At 63.2% G+C, this 25,370-nt stretch carries 25 protein-coding genes and 2 pseudogenes; 10 read left to right on the top strand and 17 right to left on the bottom strand.

Annotation, left to right across the window (positions count from 1 at the left end; genetic code table 11):
- Positions 1-9 precede the first annotated feature (9 nt).
- From AC0L39_RS16775 to AC0L39_RS16805, 7 genes are all read right to left on the bottom strand, one after another.
- Positions 10-1,347, bottom strand: coding sequence for a S41 family peptidase (locus tag AC0L39_RS16775; protein ID WP_473259572.1), 1,338 nt, complete (start codon positions 1,345-1,347; stop codon positions 10-12).
- Positions 1,348-1,492: 145 nt separating this feature from the next.
- On the bottom strand, positions 1,493-1,633 hold the full coding sequence (locus AC0L39_RS16780) for a hypothetical protein (RefSeq protein WP_473259574.1): 141 nt from the start codon (positions 1,631-1,633) through the stop codon (positions 1,493-1,495).
- Positions 1,602-2,633, bottom strand: coding sequence for a murein hydrolase activator EnvC family protein (locus AC0L39_RS16785; RefSeq protein ID WP_473259576.1), 1,032 nt, complete (start codon positions 2,631-2,633; stop codon positions 1,602-1,604). Before AC0L39_RS16785 ends, AC0L39_RS16780 begins: the two co-directional genes overlap by 32 nt.
- Positions 2,634-2,749: 116 nt before the next feature.
- Positions 2,750-3,172 (bottom strand): 23S rRNA (pseudouridine(1915)-N(3))-methyltransferase RlmH, encoded by a 423-nt coding sequence (locus AC0L39_RS16790; RefSeq protein ID WP_473262436.1) that lies wholly within the window; start codon positions 3,170-3,172, stop codon positions 2,750-2,752.
- Positions 3,173-3,352: 180 nt separating this feature from the next.
- Positions 3,353-3,703 carry a ribosome silencing factor gene (gene rsfS / locus AC0L39_RS16795; protein ID WP_473259578.1) on the bottom strand — a complete coding sequence of 117 codons (351 nt, stop codon included), beginning with the start codon at positions 3,701-3,703 and terminating at the stop codon, positions 3,353-3,355.
- Between the two features lie 171 nt (positions 3,704-3,874).
- On the bottom strand, positions 3,875-4,519 hold the full coding sequence (locus AC0L39_RS16800; RefSeq protein WP_473262437.1) for a nicotinate-nucleotide adenylyltransferase: 645 nt from the start codon (positions 4,517-4,519) through the stop codon (positions 3,875-3,877).
- A gap of 25 nt (positions 4,520-4,544) precedes the next feature.
- Positions 4,545-5,822, bottom strand: coding sequence for a glutamate-5-semialdehyde dehydrogenase (locus AC0L39_RS16805; RefSeq protein ID WP_473259580.1), 1,278 nt, complete (start codon positions 5,820-5,822; stop codon positions 4,545-4,547).
- Positions 5,823-6,192: 370 nt separating this feature from the next.
- Between AC0L39_RS16805 and AC0L39_RS16810 the strand changes: the two genes are divergently transcribed.
- Genes AC0L39_RS16810 through AC0L39_RS16820 form a run of 3 tightly spaced genes read left to right on the top strand, consistent with a single transcriptional unit; the run spans position 6,193 to position 7,763 of the window.
- Positions 6,193-6,435, top strand: a complete 243-nt coding sequence (locus AC0L39_RS16810; RefSeq protein WP_473259583.1) for a hypothetical protein — start codon at positions 6,193-6,195, stop codon at positions 6,433-6,435.
- A gap of 25 nt (positions 6,436-6,460) precedes the next feature.
- On the top strand, positions 6,461-7,300 hold the full coding sequence (locus AC0L39_RS16815) for a M23 family metallopeptidase (protein WP_473259585.1): 840 nt from the start codon (positions 6,461-6,463) through the stop codon (positions 7,298-7,300).
- A 4-nt stretch (positions 7,301-7,304) separates the two neighbouring features.
- Entirely contained in the window at positions 7,305-7,763 is a 459-nt protein-coding gene (locus tag AC0L39_RS16820; protein ID WP_473259588.1) for a bactofilin family protein, read from the top strand.
- A 109-nt stretch (positions 7,764-7,872) separates the two neighbouring features.
- On the opposite strand, the pseudogene AC0L39_RS16825 reads toward AC0L39_RS16820, so the two are convergent.
- From AC0L39_RS16825 to AC0L39_RS16850, 6 genes and pseudogenes are all read right to left on the bottom strand, one after another.
- Positions 7,873-9,538 (bottom strand): annotated as a pseudogene (locus AC0L39_RS16825) (long-chain-fatty-acid--CoA ligase).
- Between the two features lie 161 nt (positions 9,539-9,699).
- Complete coding sequence (locus tag AC0L39_RS16830) at positions 9,700-10,581, bottom strand: cell cycle transcriptional regulator TrcR (RefSeq protein ID WP_473259591.1); 882 nt, start codon at positions 10,579-10,581, stop codon at positions 9,700-9,702.
- Positions 10,582-10,702: 121 nt separating this feature from the next.
- Positions 10,703-11,779 carry a glycosyltransferase family 4 protein gene (locus AC0L39_RS16835; RefSeq protein WP_473262439.1) on the bottom strand — a complete coding sequence of 359 codons (1,077 nt, stop codon included), beginning with the start codon at positions 11,777-11,779 and terminating at the stop codon, positions 10,703-10,705.
- An 11-nt stretch (positions 11,780-11,790) separates the two neighbouring features.
- Positions 11,791-12,676, bottom strand: a pseudogene (locus AC0L39_RS16840) (UDP-2,3-diacylglucosamine diphosphatase).
- Between the two features lie 139 nt (positions 12,677-12,815).
- Positions 12,816-13,433 carry a glutathione S-transferase family protein gene (locus AC0L39_RS16845; protein WP_473259594.1) on the bottom strand — a complete coding sequence of 206 codons (618 nt, stop codon included), beginning with the start codon at positions 13,431-13,433 and terminating at the stop codon, positions 12,816-12,818.
- Positions 13,433-14,449 carry an NAD(P)H-quinone oxidoreductase gene (locus AC0L39_RS16850; protein ID WP_473259596.1) on the bottom strand — a complete coding sequence of 339 codons (1,017 nt, stop codon included), beginning with the start codon at positions 14,447-14,449 and terminating at the stop codon, positions 13,433-13,435. The genes AC0L39_RS16845 and AC0L39_RS16850 overlap by 1 nt, the downstream gene beginning before the upstream one ends.
- A 99-nt stretch (positions 14,450-14,548) precedes the next feature.
- Here AC0L39_RS16850 and AC0L39_RS16855 point away from each other — a divergent pair, with 99 nt between their 5' ends.
- From AC0L39_RS16855 to AC0L39_RS16885, 7 genes are all read left to right on the top strand, one after another.
- The gene (locus AC0L39_RS16855; protein WP_473259597.1) at positions 14,549-14,767 is read left to right on the top strand and encodes a DUF1192 domain-containing protein; all 219 of its coding nucleotides are present in this window, start codon (positions 14,549-14,551) and stop codon (positions 14,765-14,767) included.
- A 132-nt stretch (positions 14,768-14,899) separates the two neighbouring features.
- Positions 14,900-17,308: an ATP-dependent Clp protease ATP-binding subunit ClpA gene (clpA, locus tag AC0L39_RS16860; protein ID WP_473259599.1), complete on the top strand. Its 2,409-nt coding sequence runs from the start codon at positions 14,900-14,902 to the stop codon at positions 17,306-17,308.
- A gap of 71 nt (positions 17,309-17,379) precedes the next feature.
- On the top strand, positions 17,380-18,894 hold the full coding sequence (locus AC0L39_RS16865) for a TolB family protein (RefSeq protein ID WP_473259600.1): 1,515 nt from the start codon (positions 17,380-17,382) through the stop codon (positions 18,892-18,894).
- A complete protein-coding gene (locus tag AC0L39_RS16870) occupies positions 18,851-19,450 on the top strand; it encodes a prolyl oligopeptidase family serine peptidase (RefSeq protein WP_473259602.1) in 600 nt (199 codons plus the stop codon). Before AC0L39_RS16865 ends, AC0L39_RS16870 begins: the two co-directional genes overlap by 44 nt.
- A 38-nt stretch (positions 19,451-19,488) precedes the next feature.
- Complete coding sequence (locus AC0L39_RS16875) at positions 19,489-20,520, top strand: ligase-associated DNA damage response exonuclease (RefSeq protein WP_473259604.1); 1,032 nt, start codon at positions 19,489-19,491, stop codon at positions 20,518-20,520.
- Positions 20,520-22,115: a cisplatin damage response ATP-dependent DNA ligase gene (locus AC0L39_RS16880; RefSeq protein ID WP_473259606.1), complete on the top strand. Its 1,596-nt coding sequence runs from the start codon at positions 20,520-20,522 to the stop codon at positions 22,113-22,115. The genes AC0L39_RS16875 and AC0L39_RS16880 overlap by 1 nt, the downstream gene beginning before the upstream one ends.
- A gap of 49 nt (positions 22,116-22,164) precedes the next feature.
- Entirely contained in the window at positions 22,165-22,677 is a 513-nt protein-coding gene (locus AC0L39_RS16885; protein ID WP_473259608.1) for a DUF1993 domain-containing protein, read from the top strand.
- A gap of 9 nt (positions 22,678-22,686) precedes the next feature.
- Here the strand turns inward: AC0L39_RS16885 and AC0L39_RS16890 are convergent, their stop codons facing one another.
- Genes AC0L39_RS16890 through hemB form a run of 4 tightly spaced genes read right to left on the bottom strand, consistent with a single transcriptional unit; the run spans position 22,687 to position 25,345 of the window.
- Positions 22,687-23,253 carry a gamma carbonic anhydrase family protein gene (locus tag AC0L39_RS16890; protein WP_473259609.1) on the bottom strand — a complete coding sequence of 189 codons (567 nt, stop codon included), beginning with the start codon at positions 23,251-23,253 and terminating at the stop codon, positions 22,687-22,689.
- Complete coding sequence (locus tag AC0L39_RS16895) at positions 23,253-23,807, bottom strand: GNAT family N-acetyltransferase (protein WP_473259611.1); 555 nt, start codon at positions 23,805-23,807, stop codon at positions 23,253-23,255. Before AC0L39_RS16895 ends, AC0L39_RS16890 begins: the two co-directional genes overlap by 1 nt.
- The gene (locus AC0L39_RS16900; protein ID WP_473259613.1) at positions 23,800-24,357 is read right to left on the bottom strand and encodes a GNAT family N-acetyltransferase; all 558 of its coding nucleotides are present in this window, start codon (positions 24,355-24,357) and stop codon (positions 23,800-23,802) included. The genes AC0L39_RS16895 and AC0L39_RS16900 overlap by 8 nt, the downstream gene beginning before the upstream one ends.
- Complete coding sequence (gene hemB, locus AC0L39_RS16905; protein ID WP_473262441.1) at positions 24,350-25,345, bottom strand: porphobilinogen synthase; 996 nt, start codon at positions 25,343-25,345, stop codon at positions 24,350-24,352. The genes AC0L39_RS16900 and hemB overlap by 8 nt, the downstream gene beginning before the upstream one ends.
- Positions 25,346-25,370: the final 25 nt, after the last annotated feature.

Below are 25,370 nucleotides of genomic sequence, written 5' to 3' on the forward strand. Positions count from 1 at the left end.
CTAGTCAGCTTAGTTGCGCAGCGCCACCGAACTCTTGGTCGTGCGGCGCAGCGTTTCGAGCGCATAGTGCAGCTGGAAATCCTCGATGCCCTGCTCCTCGAGTTGCTCGGAGGTCAGTTTGAAGCGCGGATCGTCGACCTGATCGATCTCCAGCTCTTCATCCTTGATCCCCAGCTCGTTGATCAGGTGCCCGCGCAGGTCGCTTTCGCGCGTCAGGTATTTCTGGCGCAGCGCAAGGTCTGGATCGGACAGCTGCGGCACAGTGATGTCGGGCTTGATCCCGCCTTCCTGCACCGATGCGCCCTTGGGCGTGTAATACCGCGCGGTCGTCAGCTTGAGAGCGGCATCGCGGCCCAGCGGAAGCAGCGACTGCACGCTGCCCTTGCCAAAGCTGCGCTCACCCATGACCAGCGCGCGGCGATGATCCTGCAGCGCGCCTGCAACGATTTCCGACGCCGATGCCGATCCTGCATCGATCAGGACGATGAGCGGAGTGCCCTCGGCCATATCACCGCGGAAAACGGTTTCGGCATCGTAAAGCAGGGTTTCGCCGCGAGCGCGTCCGCGCTGCGACACGATCCGTCCTTCATCGAGGAACAGGTCCGACAGCGCGACCGCTTCGTCGAGCGAACCGCCCGGATTGGAGCGCAAATCGAGCACGAGACCGCTGACGCGGCCCGTCGCCTCTTCGCGAATCGCTTCCCAGGCGCGCAGGACGTCCGCGCCGACATCGGCGGAAAACTCGTTGACGGTGATGACCCCGACATTTCCGGCGGAAAGCTCGTGCGTCACCGGCTCCAGTTCGATCACGCCGCGCGTCACGTCGACTTCGAATGGCTCATCGCGTCCAGGGCGGAAGATCGTCAGCTGGATCGAAGTGCCCGCCTTGCCGCGCATCCGCGCAACCGCATCGTCCAGATCGCCGCCATAGATCAGTTCGCCATCAAGATGCGTGATGAAATCGCCGGCTTTGATACCCTGCTTGTCAGCCGGACTGCCCTTGAACGGCGAGATCACCTTGACTGCGCCGTCCTCCATCAGGACCGACAGGCCGAGGCCCGAATAATTGCCTTCGATCATGGTCTCGAGTCGCTGCAGGTCGCTGCCATCGAGATAGCCCGAATGCGGATCGAGCGCGCTCAGCATCCCGTCGATCATGCCGCGAATCAGAACTTCATCCTCGACCGGCTCGACATAGCTCGCCTGAATTCGCTGATAGACCGCGAAAACCTTCGAGAATTCCGGTCCGGCGCGGCCATCGACCTGTGCCATGGTAGCGGTGGTGGCGGGGATGAGAGCGACCGCGGTGACAAGTGCGGCGCTGCGCAGAAATGCAGCAATCTTCATGGGCGATAGGGCTCCTTTTCGAACATATTCGTATAGCAGCGCGCGGCTGAATGCCAGATAACAGTCTGCGAGCGTGCGATGCGTCCCGACGCGGGTCAATTTCGCCTCGGCTCGCTAACCGGGCTCGCAGCCAGGAGTTCTGTGCTCAGCCGAGGAATTGCAGCGGGTTGACCGGCTCGCCCTCGCGCCTCAGCTCGAGGCTGATCGAGGGGCTGTCGCGGCTCGCCGTGCCAAGCGGGCTTCCGCCGATCACGTCATCGCCGACGGCGACGCTGGTGCGCGCCAACCCGGTGACAAGGCTGGTCCAGCCGCCTGCGTGCTCGATGATGACGATCTCGCCCATAGCCGCGATACGGGCCGGCAAACGCAATCCGCCCGCTGGCGGTAGCGACGACCTGCGCACCGGGAGCCGGTGCCAACGCCAGTCCCGTGCTCCTGAGGCCGCTTTCGCGCCTTTCGCCAAATCCTGCGAGCGTGCGACCCTGCACCGGAAGCTGGAAATCCTGCGGCGGCGCGACCGCGGCGGTTGGCGAGGCAGAGGGCGCGGGATCTGGTGCGAGGGCCGCGCTCCCGACATTCGTATCGCCCAGATTGGCTGGGCGCATGACGGGGCCGGGCAGGGCGGCGAGTTCGCGGCGCAGGCGCGCCGCTTCATCGATCCGTCCCATCAGCCCATCGAGGTCGCGCGCTTCTTCCGCCAGCGCGAGCGCTCTTTCATTTTCGCGCGAGGCGGTGCTGCGAACCTCGCGCAGGGCGAGACGCTGGCGGGTTTCGAGATCGGTCAATTCACCGCGCCGGGCCTGCAATTCCTGCTCATTGCGGCTGAGCGCGGCCAGCGCCTGCGAGGCAGCGCGTTCCAACCGGCGCACATCGTTCAACTCGCCGCGCAGCACGGCGGTGCGGGCGCGAATTTGCGGCACCGCGCTGTCGAGCACCGCGCGGACATAGACGAGTTCCTTGAGCGAACCGGGTTGCAGCGCCGATAATGCGAGCGGGCGGCGCGCGGTCGTCTGCAATGCTCCGGTCAGGCGCGTAAGCGGCTGCTGGCGCTCGGCAAGCCGGTCGGCAATCGCCGCTCGGTCGGTCCGGGCGAGCGAAAACCGCGCGCGCGCAGCGGAGATATCGGCCTCGGACTGCTGGATCTGCGCCGCAATGGAAGCGGCTTTGCGCGCGGTTTTTTCCGCTGCCTCGCCCGCAGCCTCGGCCTGCCGCGAAAGCCGTTCGGCGCGCGCCTGAGCCTGCCGGCTCGCACGCTGTCGCCTCCCGCAATTGCGCCTGCGCTTCATCCGGGTCTAACAGCGCAACATCGCGCTGCGCCGTGCCCGGCGGCACAAAGGCCGCAAAGGCGGCGAAACCAGCGGCGGCCGCGAGGGCGAAGGAGAGCGCGCGGTATGTCACAGCGCTACCCTGCCCGATGATAGGGATGCCCTGCAAGAATGCTCGTCGCGCGGTAGAGCTGCTCCATCAGCATCGCACGGGCCATCAGGTGCGGCCAGGTCGCGGGACCAAATGCCAGCAACATGTCCGCATCATCGCGTTCGGCCTCGCTGTGGCCGTCGGCTGCGCCGAGCACAAAGCGCGTCTCCCGCATGCCGTCATCGCGCCACCGACCCAGCGTTCGGGCGAATTTCTCGGACGAAATCGCTGATCCGCGCTCGTCGAGCAGCACGGTCTTGCAAGGGGTCTGCGGATCGGGAATGCGTCCGCCGGTTTCGGGCAGTTCGGTCAGTTTGACCGGCCAGGTCAGCCGCTTCTCATACCGCGCAACCAGCTCCGCCTCGGGCGAGCGAGCAATCTTTCCGCGAGCGATAATGTGGAGGAGCAGTGTCAGGAGCCTTGGTGCAAAGCCTGATGAGGCGAGGTTTTATTGTGCGCAACCGCATCCGCGGCCGCGATTTCCTAGGGCCTTTCGGCCCTGCAGGCGGGCGGTCGCGCGCGGACTTTTATGCGGCGAAGCCAAGGCGGACGGGTGTCCGCCGCCCGGCGCCTGAGGGCGCCGACAAGACTACGCCCGGCCCTGCTGGGCCACGCCGCCTTCGAACGACCACATGCGCTCAAGGTTGTAGAAGCTTCGCACTTCGGGGCGGAACAGGTGCACGACCACGTCGCCTGCATCGATCAGCACCCAGTCGGCCTGCGGCAACCCTTCGACCCGGACCGGGCCGTAGCCTGCATGCTTCACCTTTTCAGCCAGTTTCTGCGCCATTGCGGCGACCTGGCGCGTCGAGCGACCGCTCGCAATCACCATGTGATCGGCGATTGAGCTTTTGCCCTCGAGCGGGATCGAGACGATGTCCTGCGCCTGATCGTCGTCAAGCTGGGTCATCACCAGTTCGTGCAGTTCGTGTTCGCTCATATCAGCAACAGCCCTGGACTGCGCTGCCTGAACGGTTTTTGAAGCGCCAGCCGTGGCCGCCGCAGTGTGTGCCTGTGTCATAGGCCAGTATAAGTCTCCATATTACCGGGTAAAAATGGGGATCGGCAACCCGTTTGGCAAGACATTCGGGTGAAGCGCTTATGCGGCGCCTCATGAATCCTCGCTCATTCGGATTGTCTGGAAAGTCAGCCGATCGCGAACCGGGGCGCCTCGATATTCGGATGCCCAATCTTCATTGGCACGGCGAATGGCCGTGGCCGAACGTGGATCAGGATCGAAACGCAAGAACACCAGTGCCGGTGCGCTCCATTGCCCCGTTTTTCGGAAACTGGCGGCAGGCACGGTATAACGCCTGAGCCAGGCCATGGCGGGGCTCGCCAGGGCATCTGCGTTATAACCGGGCCGGGCGATGACCGCAATCGGCATTGTTCGCGCTATATCGCGCCAGCGCCGCCATTTGTGGAATTCAGCGAGGTTGTCGGACCCCATCAGCCACACGAATTCGCGCTTGCGATAGCGGTTCTTGAGCTTCCTCAGAGTATCCACAGTGTAACGCGCGCCGAGCGCCTGTTCGATTACGGTAGGCACGATAGGAGCGCGGCGCGCCTGTGCCCGCGCAGACTTGAGCCGCGCGCCGAGCGGTGCCATCCCCGCTGTGGGCTTGAGCGGGTTGCCGGGCGATACCAGCCACCACACCTGATCGAGGCCGAGCGCGTCCATGGTGAAGCGCGTGATCCGCCGGTGCCCGCCATGCGCAGGGTTGAAACTGCCGCCGAGAAGGCCGGTCCGGATCAGCGCCCCTCTCCGCGCGGCGACAGCTTCAAGGCCGCGCCTGACCGGTGCCGCGCACCAGCCATTTGTATGTCGTGAGACCCTCGAGCGCGACGGGGCCGCGCGCATGCAGGCGGCCGGTCGCAATCCCGATTTCCGCGCCAAGGCCGAACTCGCCGCCATCGGCAAATTGCGAGGAAGCGTTGTGCATCACGATGGCGCTGTCGACCCGGGTCAGGAAATCCTCCGAAGCCGCATCGTCCGCGGTCACGATGACATCGGTATGCGCCGAGGAATGGCGCGCGATATGGGCCACCGCATCGTCCAGCCCGTCGACCATCGCGACCGATAACACCGCGTCGAGATATTCAGTGTCCCAGTCATTGGCGCTCGCCGGAATGATACGGCTGTCGACCGCTTGCATCCGCGCATCTCCGCGCAGCTCGCAGCCCTTTTCGAGCAGCGCGCCGACAAGCTTGGCCGTGCCGGGGAATTGGGTGTCGACCAGCAAGGTCTCCATCGCCCCGCAAATCCCGGTGCGGCGCAGCTTGGCATTGAGCGCCAGCCCCCTCGCCATGTCCGGATGGGCGGCGGAGTGGATATAAGTGTGGCAGATGCCGTCGAGATGGGCGAGCACGGGCACGCGCGCATCGGCCTGCACGCGCGCCACCAGCCCTTTTCCGCCGCGTGGCACAATCATGTCGATCAGGCCCGAAGCGGTCAGCATCGCGCCCACCGCCGCGCGGTCCTGCGTCGGGATCAGCTGCACCGCAGCCTGCGGTACGCCGCCTTGCTCAAGCCCCGCGACAAGGGCGGCAAGGATTGCGCGATTCGAATGCACTGCCTCGCTGCCGCCGCGCAGCAGCGCTGCGTTTCCGGCACGCACGCACAGCGCGGCGGCATCGGCAGTCACGTTGGGGCGGCTTTCGTAGATTATCCCGATGGTTCCGATCGGCACGCGGACACGCGATAGCCTGAGGCCATTGGGGCGCTCGCTCTGGTCGATGATTTCGCCGACGGGATCGGACAGGCTCGCAACCGCTTCGACCCCGGCAGCGACACTTTCGAGGCGCTCTTCATCCAGTCTCAACCGGTCGAGCATCGCGCTGGAGAGACCCCTGCTCTCGCCAGCTTCGATATCGCGGGCATTGGCCGCGAGGATAGCGGCGCTGTTTTTGCGCAGGTGCCGCGCCGCAAGCCTGAGCGCATCGGCACGCGCCTCGCTCGGCATGGCTGCGAGTTCGCGCTGCGCTGCGCGGCCTGCCTTGGCGAGGTCGGAAACAAGGCCTTCCGGATCGAAGGCTTCGGGGGCGGCGCTGGTGGTCATGGCCTAACTCATGTGGGCGATGGGACCATGCGGTCAATGAAAATGCGCTGCACGCGCCTCGAGCGCACACTGCGTTAGCCTCGCAAATTGATTCGAACGGCCGGTCGCACAAAAGTTGCGCCCTAACGCGACCACTTGAGTTTGGTTCCTCAAGCGATTCCAAGTATTTTTGCGGATCTGCACGTTTCATCCCGATTTCCCATCGTTTCGCCGTTGGCGTTAACACTCTGGATCGACCGGGGCAGAATCGGTTGATAGCCACACTTCCGGATCGCAAAACTAAAAAAGTCCGGGGTCGCATTGTCAGAAAAAATCCGCACGCCCGTGGGGCGAACGACTCCGTGAGTGGTTCCCCGATCGAGAGTTCTTCATGCGCTCGCAGGGGCATGTGCGCTTCATCAAGATCTCTTCGCGCGTTCAGATGGCAGCCGCCAGCGGTGTTGCCGGGCTCGCGCTCGTCTGGGGCGCCTCGATGGGCGCGATGGCTTTCGGCCAGTACCAGGCCGAAGCGCATCTCGCCTCGTTCCAGGAAGAAAAGGTGCGCGTCGCCGATCTCGCAGGAACGGCTAAAGGCCTATGGCGGCGATCTGGACCGGGTTGTCGACGATCTTGATAATCGCCAGGAATTTCTCGAAGAAATGGCGCAGATGCTTCCGGACGATATCCGCAGCACCGACACCAACGTTACCGATTCGAGCATCGAAGCGGCTGAAACGATCGAAAAGGTCGGCGAATTCATCCCGCAGGCGCTCGGACTCGCCCGCATTGAAGCCCGCCAGCTGGCGCTGGTCGAACGGCTGACACACTTCGCCGATGCCCGCGCCAAGCGCGCCGAAGCCGCGATGCGCAAGCTCGACCTCGATCCCGCCGCGCTCGCCCGCAATGTCGAGCGCCAGAGCGGAATGGGCGGTCCGCTGGAGATTCTCGCGACCTCTGCCAATGGCACAGTTGATCCGCGCTTCGAACGGCTCGGCCTCAGCCTTGCCCGGATGAATGCGCTCGAACGTGCACTCGACGGTATCCCGCAGGTCGTCCCGGCCAGCATCGAGAAAATCACTTCGAGCTTCGGCTTTCGCCGCGATCCGTTCACCCGGCGCGGGGCAATGCACAAGGGCATTGATTTCAAGGGCGCGCGCGGATCGCCGATCTTCGCCGCAGCCAAAGGCACCGTTACTTTCGCAGGCCGCAAGGGCGGTTACGGCAAGACTGTGGAAGTTCGCCATGAAAATGGCATGATGACACGGTATGCACACATGTCCCGGTTTGATGTGGAAGCCGGGCAGGAAGTGGATGCAGGCGATACGCTTGGCGGTCTGGGTAGCACCGGCCGTTCAACCGGCCCTCACCTGCATTTCGAAGTCCGCATCAACAACCGCGCGGTGAACCCGCGCCCATTCCTGGAGACCGCCCCCGATGTTCTCAAAGAAGTCCGCGGAACCGGTTCCGTCCGACCAACCCCAGCAACGCCCAGCGAGTAAACCTATGGCTTCCGGCAACAATTCCACATTTTCCGTAATCGGTTCCGACATCAGGATCGAAGGCAACATCACAGCCTCCGCCGACCTGCATGTCGATGGGACCATCGAAGGTGACATCAAGTGCACCTCGCTCGTTCAGGGCGAAAGCAGCGAAGTCAGTGGCGGCATCACTGCCGAAACCGCTCGCCTCGCCGGCCATGTCAGCGGCTCGATCACGGCCAAGGAGCTGGTGATCCTGAAAAGCGCAAGGATCGAAGGCGATGTGCATTACGATGCGCTCACCATCGAGCAGGGCGCGCAAGTCGATGGCCGCTTCGCTCCCAACGCCCGCCGCGGCGCAGCGAGCGCAAGCGGCACGGTCCAGGCACCGCGTTCCAGCTCTTCGCAGGGCTCTTCCCAGAGCTCTTCGAAGCCAGCCAAGGGTGACGACAAGGACCAGGCGCAGCTTAAAATCGCGACCTGATCGGGAGCTCTCTACCCGAGAAACCAGAACGCCGCGGCCTGGCAAAGGCGCGCGGCGTTCTTGCATCTGGACCTCAAAGGACTTCGGCGCGCGTTGCCTTTGGGCGGCCTCAGAGGACTTCGGCGCGAAGGGCCTTGCGGTCCAGCTTGCCGATGATGGTCTTGGGCAGGTCCTCGCGGATCACGACCTTGTCGACCCGTTCGTGCTTGCCAACCCGGTCGTTGAGCCACCCCTTGAGCGCTTCCGCGCCGATATCGGTGTCCGGCTCCAGCGTGACGAACACGCGCGGCACCTCGCCGAGGTAATCATCGGGCACTCCGATCACGAGCGCTTCTTTCACCGCTTCGTGCCCCAGAATCACATCCTCGACCACGCTCGGGAACACCTTGAACCCGCCGACCGCGATCATGTCCTTGATCCGGTCGACAATCGCAAGAAATCCATCCTCATCCATCGTCGCGACGTCACCGGTGCGCAGGTATTGCTTTCCGCCGCGCTCCACGAAAACCTCTGCCTGTGTCTCGGGCCGGTTCCAGTAACCGCGCATCACTTGCGGACCGTGGATGGCGAGCTCCCCCGGCTCGCCTTCGGGGGCGAGTTTCGAGGGGTCTTCCTTATCGAGCAGGACGATTTCCGTGCGCGCGACCAGCTGTCCGATCGTGCCTTTCTTGCGGGTGCCCTCATAGGGATTGACCGAGACAACGCCCGAGCTTTCGGTGAGGCCGTAGCCTTCGACCACGCGCACTCCCGTGACCTCCTCGAACTTGGTATGGACCGGCGCGGGCATCGGTGCGCCGCCCGAAATGCAGACCTTCAGCGATGACAGGTCGGTCTTGGCAAGATCGGGGTGGTCGAGCAGCGCCTGAAACATGGTCGGGACGCCGGGAAAGCCGGTGGTGCGGTATTTCTGGATCGTCTGCAGCACCTGCTTGGCCTCGAACCGCGGGACCATCGCAATTGAGCCGCCGCTGGCAACCGCATGATTCAGCAGCGCGGTGTTGGCGAAGACATGGAAGAACGGCAGCGCGCCCATGAACACTTCTTCGCGCGGATTGCCGAACGGGTTGATCGCCGCGACCTGCTGCGCGTTCGTCACCAGCTGGCTGTGGCCGAGCATCGCCCCCTTGGGCCGCCCGGTTGTGCCGCCGGTATATTGCAGCAGAGCGAGGTCTTCGTACCGGGTCGATGGCAATCGCAGGAGCGGGCCTGTCGGGCGTACAATCCTTCCACGCGCGCACCCGGTCGGAAAATTGAACATCGGCGATCTGGCTGCGCTTCAGCAATTTGAGCGCGGTGCCCTTGATCCATGGCAGCATATCGGACAGCCGCCCGACGATGAGCGTTTCAAGGTCGGAGCCTTCCAGCACTTTCGATGCCGTCTCGTAAAGCTCGGGCACGTCGAGCGTCACCAGCGCCCGCGTTCCGCTGTCGCCAACCTGCCATTCAAGTTCCTCGACAGAGTAAAGCGGCGAGAAATTGACCACGATCGCCCCCGCCATCATCGCCCCGTAATAGGCCGAGGCGTAGATCGGGACATTGGGCAGGAACAGCCCGACACGGTCGCCCTTTTCGATCCCCATCGCCGCGAGACCGGCGGCAAAGCGCTTCGCCTCGGCAAGCATGTCACCGTAGCTGTAGGTGCGCCCGAGGAAATGCAGAAACGGCGCTGACGGGTCATGGGCCGCAGTGCGCTCGAGCATTTCAGGCAGGCTCATGAGCTCGAATTCGGCATCCCAGCGGCCCGGGTGATGGTAGGTGGCTTTATTGACATGCATGTCAGCAGTCTTGCGAGATCGCTCCCGCAGAGGCAAGGGAAACCGGATGCTAGCGGCCTATAATCGCGCGATATTGTGCCACGCGGCGGATACCCTGCAACAAAAAGGCCGGCCCAGGCCGCCCTTTCCTTTGGTCTGTTACCGGGTAAACGCCGCTTATTTCAGCCCGCGTTTTCTTCGGGCTTTTCGCCTTCGTCCGCAGCCTCTTCGGCGGCGTCATCGGAAGCAGCGTCATCGGAAGCAGCGTCAGGTTCTGCGCCCGCACCGTCATCGATCTCGCTTGGCGCGGGCGTGGATGCAGCGAAGGCTTCGTTCGGTTCGACGGCAACGCCGTTTTCTTCCGCTTCGCGCTTGGCCGCCAGCCATGCTTCGGCTTCGGCTTCCTGAGCGGCGCGCGCGGCTGCCTTGACGTTTTCCTCGCGTTCGGCCTGCAATTCCTCGATCAGCTTGTCCTTATCCGACCGCTGGTCCGCGCCTTCGACCGGCTCGGGCGCTTCTTCGGTTATGCCTGCGCGCTTCGCTGCCTTGGCGACGACCGCATCGAGCTCGCGCTGCGAACACAGGCCGAGCGTTACCGGGTCTTTCGGCTGGATGTTCTGGATGTTCCAGTGCGCGCGTTCACGGATCGCGCCGATCGTGTTGCGCGTCGTACCGATCAGCTTGGAAATCTGCGCGTCCGACACCTCGGGGTGATTGCGCAGCACCCAGGCGATGCCATCGGGCTTGTCCTGACGTTTCGACACCGGGGTGTAGCGCGGACCCTTGGTGCGGGTCACTTCGACCGGCGCCTTGTGCATCTTGAGCGAATAGTTCTCGTCCGCCTGACCCTTCTCGATCTCCTCGAGCGTGAGTTCGCCGGCATGGACCGGATCGCGACCGGTGTATTTGCTGCCCGCAAGATCGTCCGCCATAGCCTGCACTTCGAGCAGGTGAAGACCGCAGAACTCGGCGATCTGCTCGAATGACAGGCCGGTGTGATCGACCAGCCAGGTGGCGGTCGCATGCGGCATCAGCGGAGTGGGCTGGGTTTTGGCCTGAGCCATGAAATTCTCCGTAAAAATGTAAAGGGCCGCCCCTTTCGGAGCGGCTCGTTGCACCATTGCAGATAGGCGAAAGGTCGGCGCTCGGCAAGCAGATAGGGGCCCGCACGCGCAAACAGTGCAATTAGAGCGCCGTTTCAGCGGTGAGCGACTGGCATTCGTCCTCGCGCAGGGCCACCAATGCGGTGAGGAATTGCCGCGTCGCCGCCTCCCATGTGAACTTGCCGCCATAGGCCGCGCATTCGGCGCGGTCGCAGGTCAGCGCCTCTGCAATCGCGCGCTCGAGGTCTTCCGACATCGCCCCGACCTGCTCGGTCAGGATGTCGAGCGGGCCGGGCACGGGATAGGCGGCGACCGGCGTCCCGCAGGCAAGCGCCTCTATCATGACAAGGCCAAACGTGTCGGTGCGGCTCGGGAAAACGAACACGTCGGCGCCGGCATAGCACCCGACAAGCTCCATCCCGCTCTTGCTGCCGAGGAACAGCGCATCCGGAAATTGTTGTTCAAGCGCGCCGCGGGCCGGCCCGTCGCCGACCACGACCTTGCTGCCGGGATGCGTGGAGGAAAGGAAAGCCTCGATATTCTTCTCGACCGCGACCCGCCCGACATAGAGCTGGATCGGTCCTTCGAGCGCCGCATACTCGCCCGGCGGGGGCGCATCGGGAGAGAAATTCCCCAGATCGACCCCGCGGCTCCAATGGCTGAGATGGGTGAGGCCCTGCTCCCGCAATTGTGCGCGGATCGTCTCTGTGGCGACCATGATGCGCTGTGCGGGCCGATGAAACCAGCGGATATAGGGCCAGAACGTGCTCGCCGGCAGGTGCGTGCGGCGTGCGATATAGTCGGGAAACTGGGTGTGATAGGCGGTCGTAAATGGCACCTTGCGCCTCACGCAGTACCGCCGCGCGGCGAAACCCAGCGGGCCTTCGGTGGCAATATGCACCGCATCGGGAGCTATCCTGCGCAGTTCGCGCCCGACCGCGCCGGGCCATGTCAGCGCGAGCCGGATTTCGGGATAGGTCGGGGCGGGAAAGGAGCGATATTGCTGCGGCGAGATCACCGCGACATCGTGGCCCCACTCGCGCAGGATTTCGCACGTGGTCGAAAGCGTGCGGACCACCCCATTGACCTGCGGATACCAGGCATCGGTGACGATGGCGATCGACTGCGGCGCCTCCCGCGCTCCGGCTGGTATCACCATGCCCGGTTCGTTCACGCAGCCTCCAGCTCAGGCTCGGCAGCGGCGATGCGGGCGGCTTCTTCGCGCTTCTCGCGGTCCTTGATCACGTCGGGCCAGTTGAGGATTTCCATCCGGTACGTCGTGATGTTCGACGAGCGCGTTGCAGCCTTCGACCCAGTCGCCGTCATTCCAGTATTCGACCGTGCGGCCATCATGGTCGAACTCTCGCATTTCGGCGGTGTGGATGTGCCCGCACACCACCCCGTCGACTCCGCGATCACCGGCAGCCCTGGCGACGATTTCCTCGTATTGCGAGATGAAGTTGGCCGCGTTCTTGACCTTGTGCTTGGCCGCCTTGGAAAGCGACCAATAGGGCTTTCCGGCAAGCTTGCGCGCGACATTCACGACGTAATTGAGCCTCATGACGGCATGATAGGCCCAGTCGCCGACAAAGGCGAGCCAGCGGTGCGACAGCATGACGGCATCGAATTCATCGCCGTGCAGCACCATCAGCCGCCGACCATCCGCGGTGTCGTGGAAAGCCGCGCGGCGAATTTCGACCCCTCCGAAATTGAGGCCGGTGAACTGGCGGAACATCTCGTCATGGTTGCCGGGAATGTAGACGATGCGCGTACCGCGCTTGGCACGCTTCATGATGCGCCAAACGATATCGTTGTGCGAAGACGGCCAGTAGAATTTCTTCTTGAGTCGCCAGCCATCGATGATGTCGCCCACCAGGTACATCGTTTCGCTATCGGTGCGGTCGAGGAAGTCTATCAGCATTTCGGCATTGCAGCCGCGCGTGCCCAGATGGACATCGCTGATCCAGATTGTGCGATACCGCGTGCGGCCTCCAACAGCTGGCTCGGGTATCTGCGGCGCGTTGATGGGCAGGCTGGAAAGCATGAAGTCGGTCATGAGAAAACCCCCTCGGCTGGCGTTCTTGCTCCCTCCCCATGACAGCCCATTGTTACAGCCGATTCACAACCGCGTGACGGTTTTGTGTAAATGCGAAAGCCTGGCGACGGCGTGCCGGTGAGCCATTCAGCGCCAAATCTCACGCCATCGGGACAAAGCCTTCGAGCGCCGCGACCCGGTCTATCCAGCTGCGGATCGAGGGAAACTCGGACAGGTCGAACCCGGCATCTTCGGCGACATGGGTGTAGGCGTAGAGTGCAATATCGGCGAGCGAGGCCGACGGCCCGGCCATCCAGTCGCCCTCTGCCAGATGCGCCTCCATTGTTCCGAGCGCTTCGCGTCCGGCAACCTGTTTCGGCATCATCTGGGAGCGCTGCTGATCGGTGAGATTTTGAGTGCCCACGAAACGGCACCAGAACCGCAGGGTCGCGATATTGGGCTCGTGGCTGTATTGCTCGAAAAACATCCAGCGCAGCATCTGCGCGCGAGCGAAGCGGTCTTCGGGAACGAGGTGCGTGCCCTCGGCGAGATACCAGCACGCCGCGTTGCTCTCGGGAAGAAACCGCTCGCCGATCTGGAGCACCGGAATGCGGCCATGTGCATTGATGTTCGCCCGGAAGTGGTCGGTGCGCGTCTCGCCTTTCAGGATATCGTATTGCCGATCCTCGAGCGGTACGGACAACAGCGCCGCTGTCAGCTTGATCTTGTAGCAATTGCCGCTGCGCGGATCTTCGTGGAGGATCAGGGTGTCGGCCATCAGCCGACCTCTAGCACGATCTTGCCGATATGCTCGCCCGCTTCCATCCGCGCATGGGCGGCGGCGGCTTCGGCGAGCGGGACGGTCTGGTCCATCACCGGGGCGAGCTCTCCGCTGGTGAAAAGCAGCCAAGCATTCGCCGCGATCTCATCCGCCAGCGCCGCCTTGAACGCGTCGGAGCGCGGGCGCAGGGTCGATCCGGTCAGCGTCAGCCGCCGCATCATTATCATCGGCATGAACAGCTCCGCCTTCGCCCCGCCCAGCACGGCGATTGTGACGTGGCGGCCATCTTCGGCAAGGCATTGAAGATTGCGCGGCACGTAATCGCCCGAGACCATGTCGAGCACCACGTTCACACCCTCACCGCCGGTATGCTCCTTCACTGCCTCGACGAAATCCGCTTCCTTGTAATTGATCGCGAGATTCGCGCCCACCTGCCGCGCGGCTTCGCACTTGGCTTCGTCTCCGCAGGTCACGATAACTTCGATATCGAATGCGCGTGCGAGCATGATTGCCATGGTCCCGATCCCCGACGTGCCGCCATGCACCAGCAACCGCTCGCCATCGCGCGCCATTCCGCGCTCGAACACGTTGTGCCAGACGGTGAAGAGCGTCTCGGGCAAAGCAGCGGCGGATTTGATGTCCATGTCTGACGGGACGGGCAGGCAGTGCTGCCACGGAGCGGCGCAATATTCGGCGTAGCCCCCGCCTGGAGTAAGCGCGGCGACCATCTGGCCAACCATTTCCGAGGGCACTTCGCTGCCGACCGCGACCACTTCGCCGGCTACCTCCAGCCCGAGGATCGGCGAGGCTCCGGGAGGGGCGGGATAATGCCCGGCCCGCTGGATGCAATCGGGCCGGTTCACGCCGGCATAGGCAACCTTGATTAGGACATCGTCAGCGCGAATTTCGGGAATGGAGGCCTGCTCCGGCGCGAGCACTTCGGGTCCGCCGGGCGCATCGAAACCGATGGCGATCATTGTCTCCGGTAAGCTTGCCGCGCGCCCATTACCCATAAATATGCCCCGTTTCGCGCCAAAGCGGCGCTATTCGACGCGGCAAATACCTGCCGCGCGCATTGACAGCAAGCCGGTTGGCTTGCGATGCTGCAATCAATGGATGACGGAGACCTTCCGCGCCCGAAAGGCGACGCCGCCAGCAGGCTGGTGTCAGAGGATCTTGCGCCCTATTCGCAGGATGAACTGGCCGAGCGTATCGCGATGCTCGAAGCCGAAATTGCCCGCGTGAAACAGCACCGCGACAAGGCGTCCGCTCATCGCGCTGCAGCCGACGCTTTGTTTGCCAGTCAATCGCCCGGCAGCAAATCCGCATGAGGCGGCACTGCGTATCTCGAAATGCCTCTCAACCGGATTCGCAATTTCCGCAGCCCGACCCATATATGATGAAACCGCCTTTAACTCTCTCGATTAGCAACCTTTCCCCTCCACTCTGCTAGAGATAACTCAATGCCCAGTTTTGCCCAGAATCTTGAACGCACCCTCCACAATGCGCTCGGCCATGCATCCGAGCGGCGTCACGAATATGCGACGCTCGAGCACCTGTTGCTCGCGCTGATCGATGACGAGGACGGGGCGCAGGTCATGGCCGCATGCGGCGTGGACCTGGCGGAGCTGGGAGAGGTGGTTAAGCAATATCTCGACCAGGAATACCAGTCGCTCAAGACCGAGGAAGACGCCGATCCGCAGCCCACTGCGGGTTTTCAGCGGGTGATCCAGCGCGCGATCCTGCACGTCCAGTCCTCGGGCAAGGACACGGTGACCGGCGCGAATGTGCTGGTGGCGCTGTTCTCCGAGCGTGACAGCTATGCGGTCTATTTCCTTCAGCAGCAGGACATGAGCCGTCTCGATGCGGTGAGCTATATCAGCCACGGCATCGGCAAGGGCGGCCGCCAGATCGAGAGCAAGCAGCCCACCGGAAGCGAAGACGCCCCGGGCGAGAACGCCGAGGCGGCCAAGGAGGGCGGCAACAAGAAGGAAACCGCGCTCGACCAGTTCACGGTCAATCTCAACAAGAAAGCCGAGGACGGCAAGGTCGATCCGCTGATCGACCGCGGTCCCGAAGTCGACCGGACGGTGCAGATTCTCTGCCGCCGCTCCAAGAACAATCCGCTCTATGTCGGTGATCCCGGAGTCGGCAAGACCGCCATTGCCGAAGGCTTGGCGCGCAAGATCGTCGAAGGCGATGTGCCCGACGTTCTGGAGCCCGCGGTGATCTACTCGCTCGACATGGGCGCGCTGCTTGCCGGAACGCGCTATCGCGGCGATTTCGAAGAGCGGCTGAAACAGGTCGTCTCCGAGCTGGAAGGGATGCCGCACGCCATCCTCTTCATCGACGAGATTCACACCGTCATCGGTGCCGGCGCGACCAGCGGCGGGGCGATGGACGCCTCGAATCTGCTGAAACCGGCGCTGTCGGGCGGCACGATCCGCTGCATCGGTTCGACCACCTACAAGGAATTTCGCAATCACTTCGAGAAGGACCGCGCGCTGCTGCGCCGATTCCAGAAGATCGACGTAAACGAGCCCACCATCGAGGACACGGTGAAGATCCTGAAGGGTCTGCGCAGCGCTTTCGAGGAACACCACAACGTCAAATACACGCCCGATGCACTGAAAACTGCGGTCGAGCTGTCGGCGCGCTACATCAATGATCGCAAATTGCCGGACAAGGCGATCGACGTGATCGACGAGGTCGGCGCGATGCAGATGCTGGTCCCGCCCAGCCGACGCAAGAAGAAGATCACCGCCAAGGAGATCGAACAGGTCATCGCGACGATGGCGCGGATCCCGCCGAAATCGGTGTCGAAGGATGACAAGAAGGCGCTCGAAAACCTCGGCCGCGACCTCAAGCATGTCGTCTTCGGGCAAGACGAGGCGATCACCCGCCTCTCGACCGCCATGAAGCTCAGCCGGGCAGGCCTGCGCGATCCGGACAAGCCCATCGGCTCGTTCCTGTTCAGCGGCCCGACCGGTGTGGGTAAAACCGAAGTTGCGCGCCAGCTCGCCTCGATCATGGGGATCGAACTGAAACGCTTCGACATGTCCGAATACATGGAGCGCCATAGCGTGTCGCGCCTGATCGGTGCGCCTCCGGGCTATGTTGGTTACGATCAAGGCGGCCTTTTAACCGATGCGGTTGATCAGAACCCGCATTGCGTGCTCCTGCTCGACGAAATCGAGAAGGCCCATCCGGATCTTTTCAACATCCTGCTGCAGGTGATGGATAATGGCCGCCTGACCGATCATCACGGCAAGACGGTCGATTTCCGCAACGTCGTCCTCATCATGACGACCAATGCGGGCGCATCCGATATGGCGCGCAGCGGCATCGGCTTTGGCGACGTGTCGAAGGAAGATGCCGGGACCGAGGCCGTGAACAAGATGTTCACGCCGGAGTTCCGCAACCGCCTCGATGCGATCGTGCCGTTTGCCTATCTCGGCAGGAGCACCGTTGCCCGCGTGGTCGACAAGTTCATTCTTGAGCTGGAGCTCCAGCTCGCCGAACAGAACGTCCACATCCAGTTCGATGGTGATGCGCGCGAATGGCTCGCCGACAAGGGTTACGACAAGCTCTATGGCGCGCGTCCGATGGGCCGCCTGATCCAGGACAAGATCAAGCAACCGCTGGCCGAGGAATTGCTGTTCGGCAAACTGGCCGATGGCGGCGAGGTGCATGTGACGGTGAAGGACGGCAAACCCGCCTTCGAACTCACGCCCGCACCGCCCAAGACAAAGCCCAAGCGCAAGGCTCCGGCCAAGAAGAAGCCGGCGGCGAAGAAGACACCGCCCGCGAGCGATACGGACTCCAGTGCCGAAGCCTCTGACAGCTCCGGCAGCAGCGACAGCGAAAAGTGATAGCCTGCCGGCGCTGGATTTTTCCGCGCCAATGTGATTGATCGGCCCCCAAAGCAATTTGGGGGCCGATCATGTTTACACGCGCACTTCCTTTCCTCGCCGGAGCGCTGGTCTTTTCCGTCCCGCTTGCGGCAGACGATCACGAAACCGGCAGCGCAAGCAGCTCGGCACCAAGCCCGTATTTCACCGGCGCGGACCTGTTCGGGCTGAGCGTCGCGACCGACCCGCAAATCAGTCCGGATGGATCACAGATTGCCTATGTAAGGCGCACCAACGACATCATGACCGACAGCGCGGTCAGCTCGATCTGGTTGGTCGATGTTGCTAGCGGCGCGGAAACGCCGCTGGTCACCGGCAAGGGATCGCATGGAAGCCCGCGCTGGTCGCCTGATGGAACGCGCATCGCCTATGTGTCGACCGAAAGCGGCGGCGGGCCGGAGCTGCATGTGCGATGGATGGCCACCGGCCAAAGCGCCAACATCACCGCCCTGCCAGAAAGCCCTGGCGGGATCAGCTGGTCCCCCGATGGCACGCGCATCGCATACACAGCGCGCGTACCGGCCAAGCCGCTGAGCCTCGGTAGTCCGCCGCCCAAGCCGGAGGGCGCGGAATGGAAAGCGCCGCCCTCGATCACCGATGCCGTGACCTATCGCTATGACGGCGCGGGCTATCTCAAACCCGGCTTCACCCAGATTTTCGTCGTTTCAGCCACCGGTGGCGCACCCCGACAGCTGACCTACGGGGATCGCAATCATTCCGGCGCGCTTGAATGGGCGCGCAATGGCCAGACCATTTACATCAGCGGCAATCGCGACGAGGATTGGGAGCTTGCCGGTCAGGACACGGAGATCTACGCGATCGATCTTGCGTCGGGCGGGATAACCGAAATGACGACGCGTCAGGGGGTCGACGCGTCTCCGCAGGTAAGCCCGGATGGCGGCCGGATCGCCTATCTCGGCTTCGACGATGAAGGCCGCGACTATCACCAAACGCGCCTGTACCTAATGGACGCCGATGGATCGAACCAGCAGCAGATCGCAGCCGGGTTCGATCGCTCCTTCGACAGCCTCGAATGGACCGATGCCGGCCTTTTCGCCGGTTACGAAGACGAGGGTGTCTACCGGGTCGCGCGAATTTCGACGTCGGGCAATGTCAGCGAGCTCGACGCACGGGTCGCATCGCCCGGCTACACCCGGCCCTATGTCGGCGGGCAGTGGTCCGTATCCAAAGGCGGCGCGCTCGCCTTCACAAGCGGAACGCCGACAAGGCCATCGAACATATCCGTCGTGCGAAGCGGACGTACCCGCCAGCTTACGAGCCTCAACGATCTCAAGCTGTCGGGCAAACGCCTCGGCGAAACGCGTCAGATCACGGTCACCATGCCCGACGGCACCGACATCCCCAGCTGGATCACCCTGCCGCCCGACTATGTCGAAGGCACGCAGCGTGCCGATGGTCCTGGAAATACATGGCGGGCCGTTCGCATCCTATGGCCCGCATTTCGCCAGCGACTACCAGCTTTACGCGAGCGCGGGATACGCCGTGCTCTTCACCAACCCCGCCGGGTCGACTGGATACGGCGCTGACTTCGCCTACGGTATCGATGGCACCTATCCCGTACCCAACGATGCAGAACTGATGGCTGCCGTCGATGCAGCCGTTGCGCAAGGCTATGCCGATCCGAACAACCTGTTCGTAACCGGCGGCTCCGGCGGCGGGATCCTGACCGCGTGGATGGTCGGCAAGACCGACCGGTTTGCCGCTGCGGCCTCTAACAAGCCAGTGATCAACTGGACAACCATGGCGCTGATGGCCGATGGATATCCGTTCTTCTCACGCTATTGGATGAAGGGCCCGCCTTGGGAGAATCCCCAAGGCTATTGGGCACGCTCTCCGCTTGCCGCGGCGGCCAATATCAAGACGCCGACGCTGGTCCTCGTTGCCGACGAAGACTACCGAACGCCGCGCAGCGAAGCCGAGCAGCTTTACGGCGCGCTCAAGCTGCTGGGTGTGGACACCGCTTTGCTGGTGACGCCCGGGGCGAGCCACGGAGACACCACCATGTCCCCGAGCCAGCTCGCCGCGAAAACCGATGCAGTTATCAAGTGGTTCGACAAATATCGGACCGACGCGGCTCGCTGAATAGAGGAACGGCTGCGCTCAAGGGGTGTTGAATTCCTGTGAGCGCCCCGTTTTCCTGGATCCGCCCCGAACCCTGGGGCGTGCAGATCATCCCTTCCGATTGCTGGATCGATCCCGGCAAGGCAGTGGGCCGCGCGCTCGTCACTCACGGCCATGCCGATCACGCACGCGGCGGGCACGGTGAAACCTATGCCACACCGGAAACGCTGGCGATCATGGCGCTACGTTACCGCACAGGCGTCGCCGATGAGAGCGGGGAGATCCCGACTAAGGCGATTCCGGTCGAATATGGTGAGACGATCCGCCTGCCCGGCGGCGTCGATGCGACCTATATCCCGGCAGGCCATGTGCTTGGCTCGGCGCAGATATTGCTCGAACATGCTGGCGAGCGCGTTGTCATTACCGGCGATTACAAGCGCCGCCCGGACCCCACGTGCGCGCCTTTCGAAGTCACCCCGTGCGACATCTTCATCACCGAGGCGACCTTCGGCCTGCCGGTCTTCACCCACCCGCCGATCGAAGACGAGATGGCGAAGCTGACCAAGGCGCTCGGCGAAAATCAGGACAAGAGCGCGCTGGTCGGCGCCTATGCACTCGGCAAGGCGCAGCGAGTGATTGCGGGACTCCGGGCAGCGGGGCACTCCGATCCGATCTATCTTCACGGAGCGATGGAGAAGATGTGCCGACTCTACGAAGATCATGGCGTTGCCTTGGGCGAACTGCGGCTAGTCTCCGAGCATGAGAAAAACGATATGCGCGGAAGCATCATCGTCGCCCCGCCCTCGGCGCTAAACGACAGGTGGTCGCGCCGCCTGCCCGAGCCGATCACCGCGATGGCAAGTGGCTGGATGCGAGTGCGCGGCCGGGCGCGGCAGCGCGGCGTCGAATTGCCGCTCGTCATCTCCGACCATGCCGATTGGTGCGAGCTGACGCAGACTATCGACGAGGTCGACCCGCAGGAAACATGGATCACACATGGCCGCGAAGAGGCGCTGCTGCGCTGGTGCGAGCTTGGCCAGCGCAAGGCGCGCGCGCTTGCCCTCGTGGGCCGCGAGGACGAGGACGAATAATGGAGGAGTTCGCCGCCCTCCTGGACACACTTGTCTACACGACCAGCCGCAATCGCAAGCTGGCACTTATCGCCGAATATCTGCGCGAAACGCCTGACCCGGACCGTGGCTGGGCGCTCGCTGCGCTGACGGGCGAGCTCGATTTTCCAGCGGTCAAGTCTTCGACTATCCGCAATTTGATGAAGGACCGAGTCGATCCGGTGCTCTGGACACTAAGCCGCGATTTCGTCGGCGATACGGCGGAAACCGCGAGCCTGCTGTGGCCCGAACCAGAGGTGGTGGACGGCGACGTGCCGAGCGTGGCGCAGGTGGTCGACCGGCTTGCCGCTCTCAATCGCAGCACCGCGCCGAAGGAATTGCCGAAGCTGCTCGACCGGCTCGACGCCAATGGCCGCTTTGCGCTGATCAAGCTTGCGACCGGCGGGATGCGCATCGGCATTTCCGCGCGGCTGGCCAAGACCGCGTTTGCGCAAGCCTTCGGCGTGTCGGTGGTGGAGGTCGAGGAATACTGGCACGCGCTTGAGGCCCCCTATCCCGAGCTGTTCGCATGGGGCGCGGACGGCGCTGGTCCGCCCGATGTGTCAAACAAGCCGCGCTTCCGCCCTTTCATGCTCGCGCATCCGCTCGAAGACACCGAGGTCGATCTTGCAGAATACGCCGCAGAGTGGAAGTGGGACGGCATTCGCGCGCAGCTTGTCCGGGTGGCAGGCGAAACTCGGCTCTATTCGCGCAGCGGCGACGATATATCAGCGACCTTTCCCGAGCTTCTCGATGTCCTGCCGATGGATGCCGTGCTCGACGGGGAATTGCTGGTGCGCGGCACAATGCAGGGCGGTGAAGAAGGCGGCGCGGCGAGTTTCAACGCGCTCCAGCAGAGGCTCGGGCGCAAGACGGTCTCGAAGAAGATGCTGAAGGAGGCGCCCGCTTTTGTGCGGCTCTACGATGCGTTGCTGGTCGAGGGCGATGACATGCGCGAGCAGCCCTGGACCAAGCGGCGCGGCGCGCTCGAGGCGCTGATGGGGAAGCTGCCGACAAGCCATTTCGACATCTCCGCCGTGGTCGAGGCGAACGATTTCGGACATCTCGCCGAAATCCGCGAAGGCGCGCGTGAGGACGCGATCGAAGGCCTCATGCTGAAACGGCGAGACAGCCCCTATATTGCCGGGCGCAAGGTCGGGCTGTGGTACAAATGGAAACGCGATCCGCTGCTGATCGACGCGGTGCTGATGTATGCGCAGCGCGGCAGTGGCAAGCGCTCGAGCTTCTATTCCGACTACACATTCGGCTGCTGGGACGGCGATCCCGACCAAGGGGCAGAGCTGCTGCCCGTCGGCAAGGCCTATTCCGGCTTTACCGATGCGGAGCTGAAAAAGCTCGACCGGCTCGTGCGGCAAACGACGCTCAACCGCTTCGGTCCGGTGCGCGAGGTCGAGCGGACCCTGGTGTTCGAAGTCGCCTTCGACAGCGTGCACACGTCAAAGCGCCACAAGTCCGGCCTCGCCATGCGCTTCCCCCGCATCCACCGCATCCGCTGGGACAAGCCGGTCCATGAAGCGGATCGGATAGAAAGTCTGCGCGCCCTGATCCGTGATTGAGTTGCATATTGCAACTAGCCTGATACTAAGCGTCTGAAGGAGGCTTCCAATGACGCTCTACGACCAATCCATCGCCGTGTTTCGTAGCCGGATCGACACCTTGACCGGTCTGCTCACCAAAGCCGAGGCGCATCCCAAGGGCGATGCCCTGATGGAGGCGCGGCTCGCAGACGACATGCACCCATTCGCGAACCAGGCGCGGTTTGTCGCCAATTTGCCGGGCGAGGCATTACCTCGCCTCACGGATCGCAGCTTTGCATCGCGTGACGAGAACGCGCGCAGCCTTGCCGAGGCAAAGGCTGCACTTTCAGAAACAGCCGCACTGCTCGATGGCGTGACGCCCGACGAGTTGATCGCGCCCGGTGACACGGTGTTGCTGGATCTGCCCAATGGCATGGAGTTCACCCTGACGGCGGAGCAATATGTGCGCGACTGGTCGCTGCCGAACTTCTATTTCCACCTCACAACCGCCTACGCGATCCTGCGCAGCGAAGGCGTCGATATCGGGAAAGCGGATTTCATGCCGCACATGATGCCATATCTGACCAAGGGGCCGGGCTGAAACTTGCCCTTATTCAAGCCCGCATTCGAACACCGCGATGGCGCGCTGCTTCGCGTTCTCGGCGTAATGCGCGACGCCCATCCGCATCCCGGCTATCGCCGCATCGGATAGCTCCTTCATCGGTTTGGCCGGACGGCCCGCCCACAGCATCCGGTCTTCCATCACCTTGCCTTCGGTCAGCATCGCGCCGGCTGCGAGCATGGCGTCGGAGCCGATCACCGCCTTGTTCATCGCAATCGCGCCGAGGCCCACAAAGCCGCGATCCTTGATCGTGCACCCATGCACCATCGCCATGTGCCCGATCAGGACATCGTCGCCGATGATCAGCGGTGATCCCTCTTCGTCACCGGGGCGCGGTGGGTCGCAGTGGAGGACGCTGCCGTCCTGGACATTGGTGCGCTCCCCGATGCGGATCGTGAAGACGTCCGCGCGTAGCACGCAATTGTACCAGATCGAGCTGCCTGCGCCGATTTCGACATCGCCGATAATGGTCGATCCGGGAGCGACAAAAGCGGTTTCGTGAATGTGCGGCGTCTTGCCGTGGATCGGGATGATGTTGACACCGGGGCGGTACATTAGCGATTCTCCCATTGTTGTTTGGAGAGCGAATACTGGATCGTCGGATTGCTCGCATCGGGCATTGCGGGATCCTGAAAATCGAGCTCTTCGCGCCTTTCCATGCCGAGTTTCTCCATCAGCTTCCAGCTGCCGGTATTTCTCTCACAAGTTAGTGCCACGACAAACGGCGCATCGATAGGCCCGAAAGCCCAATCGATAACCGCGCACATGGCCTCGTAAGCGTATCCGCGCCGCCAGCGATCCTCGCGCACGACCCAGCCGATTTCGTGGTCACCGATATTGGGGGCGAGCGGGTTGTCGACGCGCTTTATGCCGCAATAGGCCACGATCTCACCCGTCGATTTTTTGTGAGCGAACAGGAAACTGAATCCCTCTCTGGCGAACAGCGCCATACCCTTGGCATGCCTCGCCTCGATCTCGTGTCGTTCCATCGTCCCGCCGAGATATTCCATGACCGCTGGTGTGTTCAGAACCTCGTCGTGGGTATCTACATCGTGCTCACCGATCTGGCGCAGCACCAGCCGCTCGGTTTCGAGCACGAGGTCACCCATTGCGATGCTCCCACTGCCCCCGTGTAATCGCGTAAACGATCGCCAGCGGATCATCGAGGTCCCACATCGTATCTACGAAATCCATGTCTTCGCGGCGGGTCATCCCGAGCCTCAGCATCAGGCCCCAGCTCGGTGCATTGCCCCTGAAAGTCAGCGCAACCACCTCGTCGGCACCGAAACGATCGAAAGCGAGATCGAGCGATGCGGTCGCAGCTTCCTTTGCATAGCCCTTGCGCCAGGCATCTTCGCGCAGCCGCCAGCCGACCTCCATCGCGCCGAACGGCCCGGCCTTTTCGACGCAGCGTTTAAGCCCGCAAAATCCGAGGATCGCACCGTCGCCTTTGCGCTCGACCGCCCAAAATGTGTGGCCGTGCTTCTCGCGGTAGCCTTCGAGGCGCGCGCGGGCGGCATTCATGGTGTCCTCGTCCGCGACCCCGCCGAGCCAGCGCATCACAGCGGGTGTGTTGGTGACGCGCCAGAATTCCGCCCAGTCCTCCTCGCGCCAGTCGCGCAAGATCAACCGGTCCGTTTCATGGCGAAATTCACCCATTGAGCAGGCGGGCGGCCACTGGCGCGTGATAGGTCAGCACGCCAGAGCACCCGGCGCGCTTGAACGCGATCAGCTTTTCCATCAGCAGCGCATCGCGGTCCCCGATGCCCGCCGCCTGAGCCGCCTCGATCATCGCGTATTCGCCGCTCACCTGGTAGGCAAAGACCGGCACGCCGAACCGTTCTTTTACGCGGTAGATTATGTCGAGGTAAGCGAGCCCCGGCTTGACCATGACGCTGTCCGCGCCCTCGGCAATGTCGAGTTCGACTTCGCGCAGCGCCTCGTCCGAATTGGCCGGATCCATCTGGTAGCTTTTCTTGTCGCCTTTGAGCAGCCCGCCCGATCCCACCGCATCGCGAAACGGGCCGTAAAATGCGCTCGCATACTTCGCGGCATAGCTCATGATCTGGACGTTGGCATGATTGCCCATCTCCAACGCCATGCGGATCGCGTGGATGCGGCCATCCATCATGTCGGATGGGGCGATGATGTCCGCACCGGCCTGCGCCTGGTTGATCGCCTGGTCGACCAGCACTGCGACTGTATCGTCGTTGGTCACATAGCCTTTGTCGTCGAGCAGGCCGTCCTGACCGTGGCTGGTGTATGGGTCGAGAGCGACATCGGTAAGGACGCCGATATCTTCGCCGCACGCATCCTTGATCGCGCGTATTGCCCGGCACATCAGGTTGTCGGGATTGTGCGCTTCGGCTCCGTCATCGCTGCGTTTGTCTGCGGGCGTGTTCGGAAACAGGGCGACGACCGGGATGCCAAGCGCTACCGCCTCTTTCGCCCGCGCCGCGATCCCCTCTACCGACCAGCGTGATACGCCGGGAAGCGTGCCGATCGGTTCTTCTACCCCGCTGCCTTCGGTCACGAAAAGCGGCCAGATCAGATCAGTCGGCGCAAGCTGGTTTTCGCGGTGAAGCGCGCGGCTCCACCCGCTTGCACGAGTGCGTCGCAGGCGCGTGTTTGGATAATGTCCCGTCATGGCTGGCAGGTGTAGCCGCATTTGC

Source organism: Erythrobacter sp. K21-9, assembly GCF_055808355.1.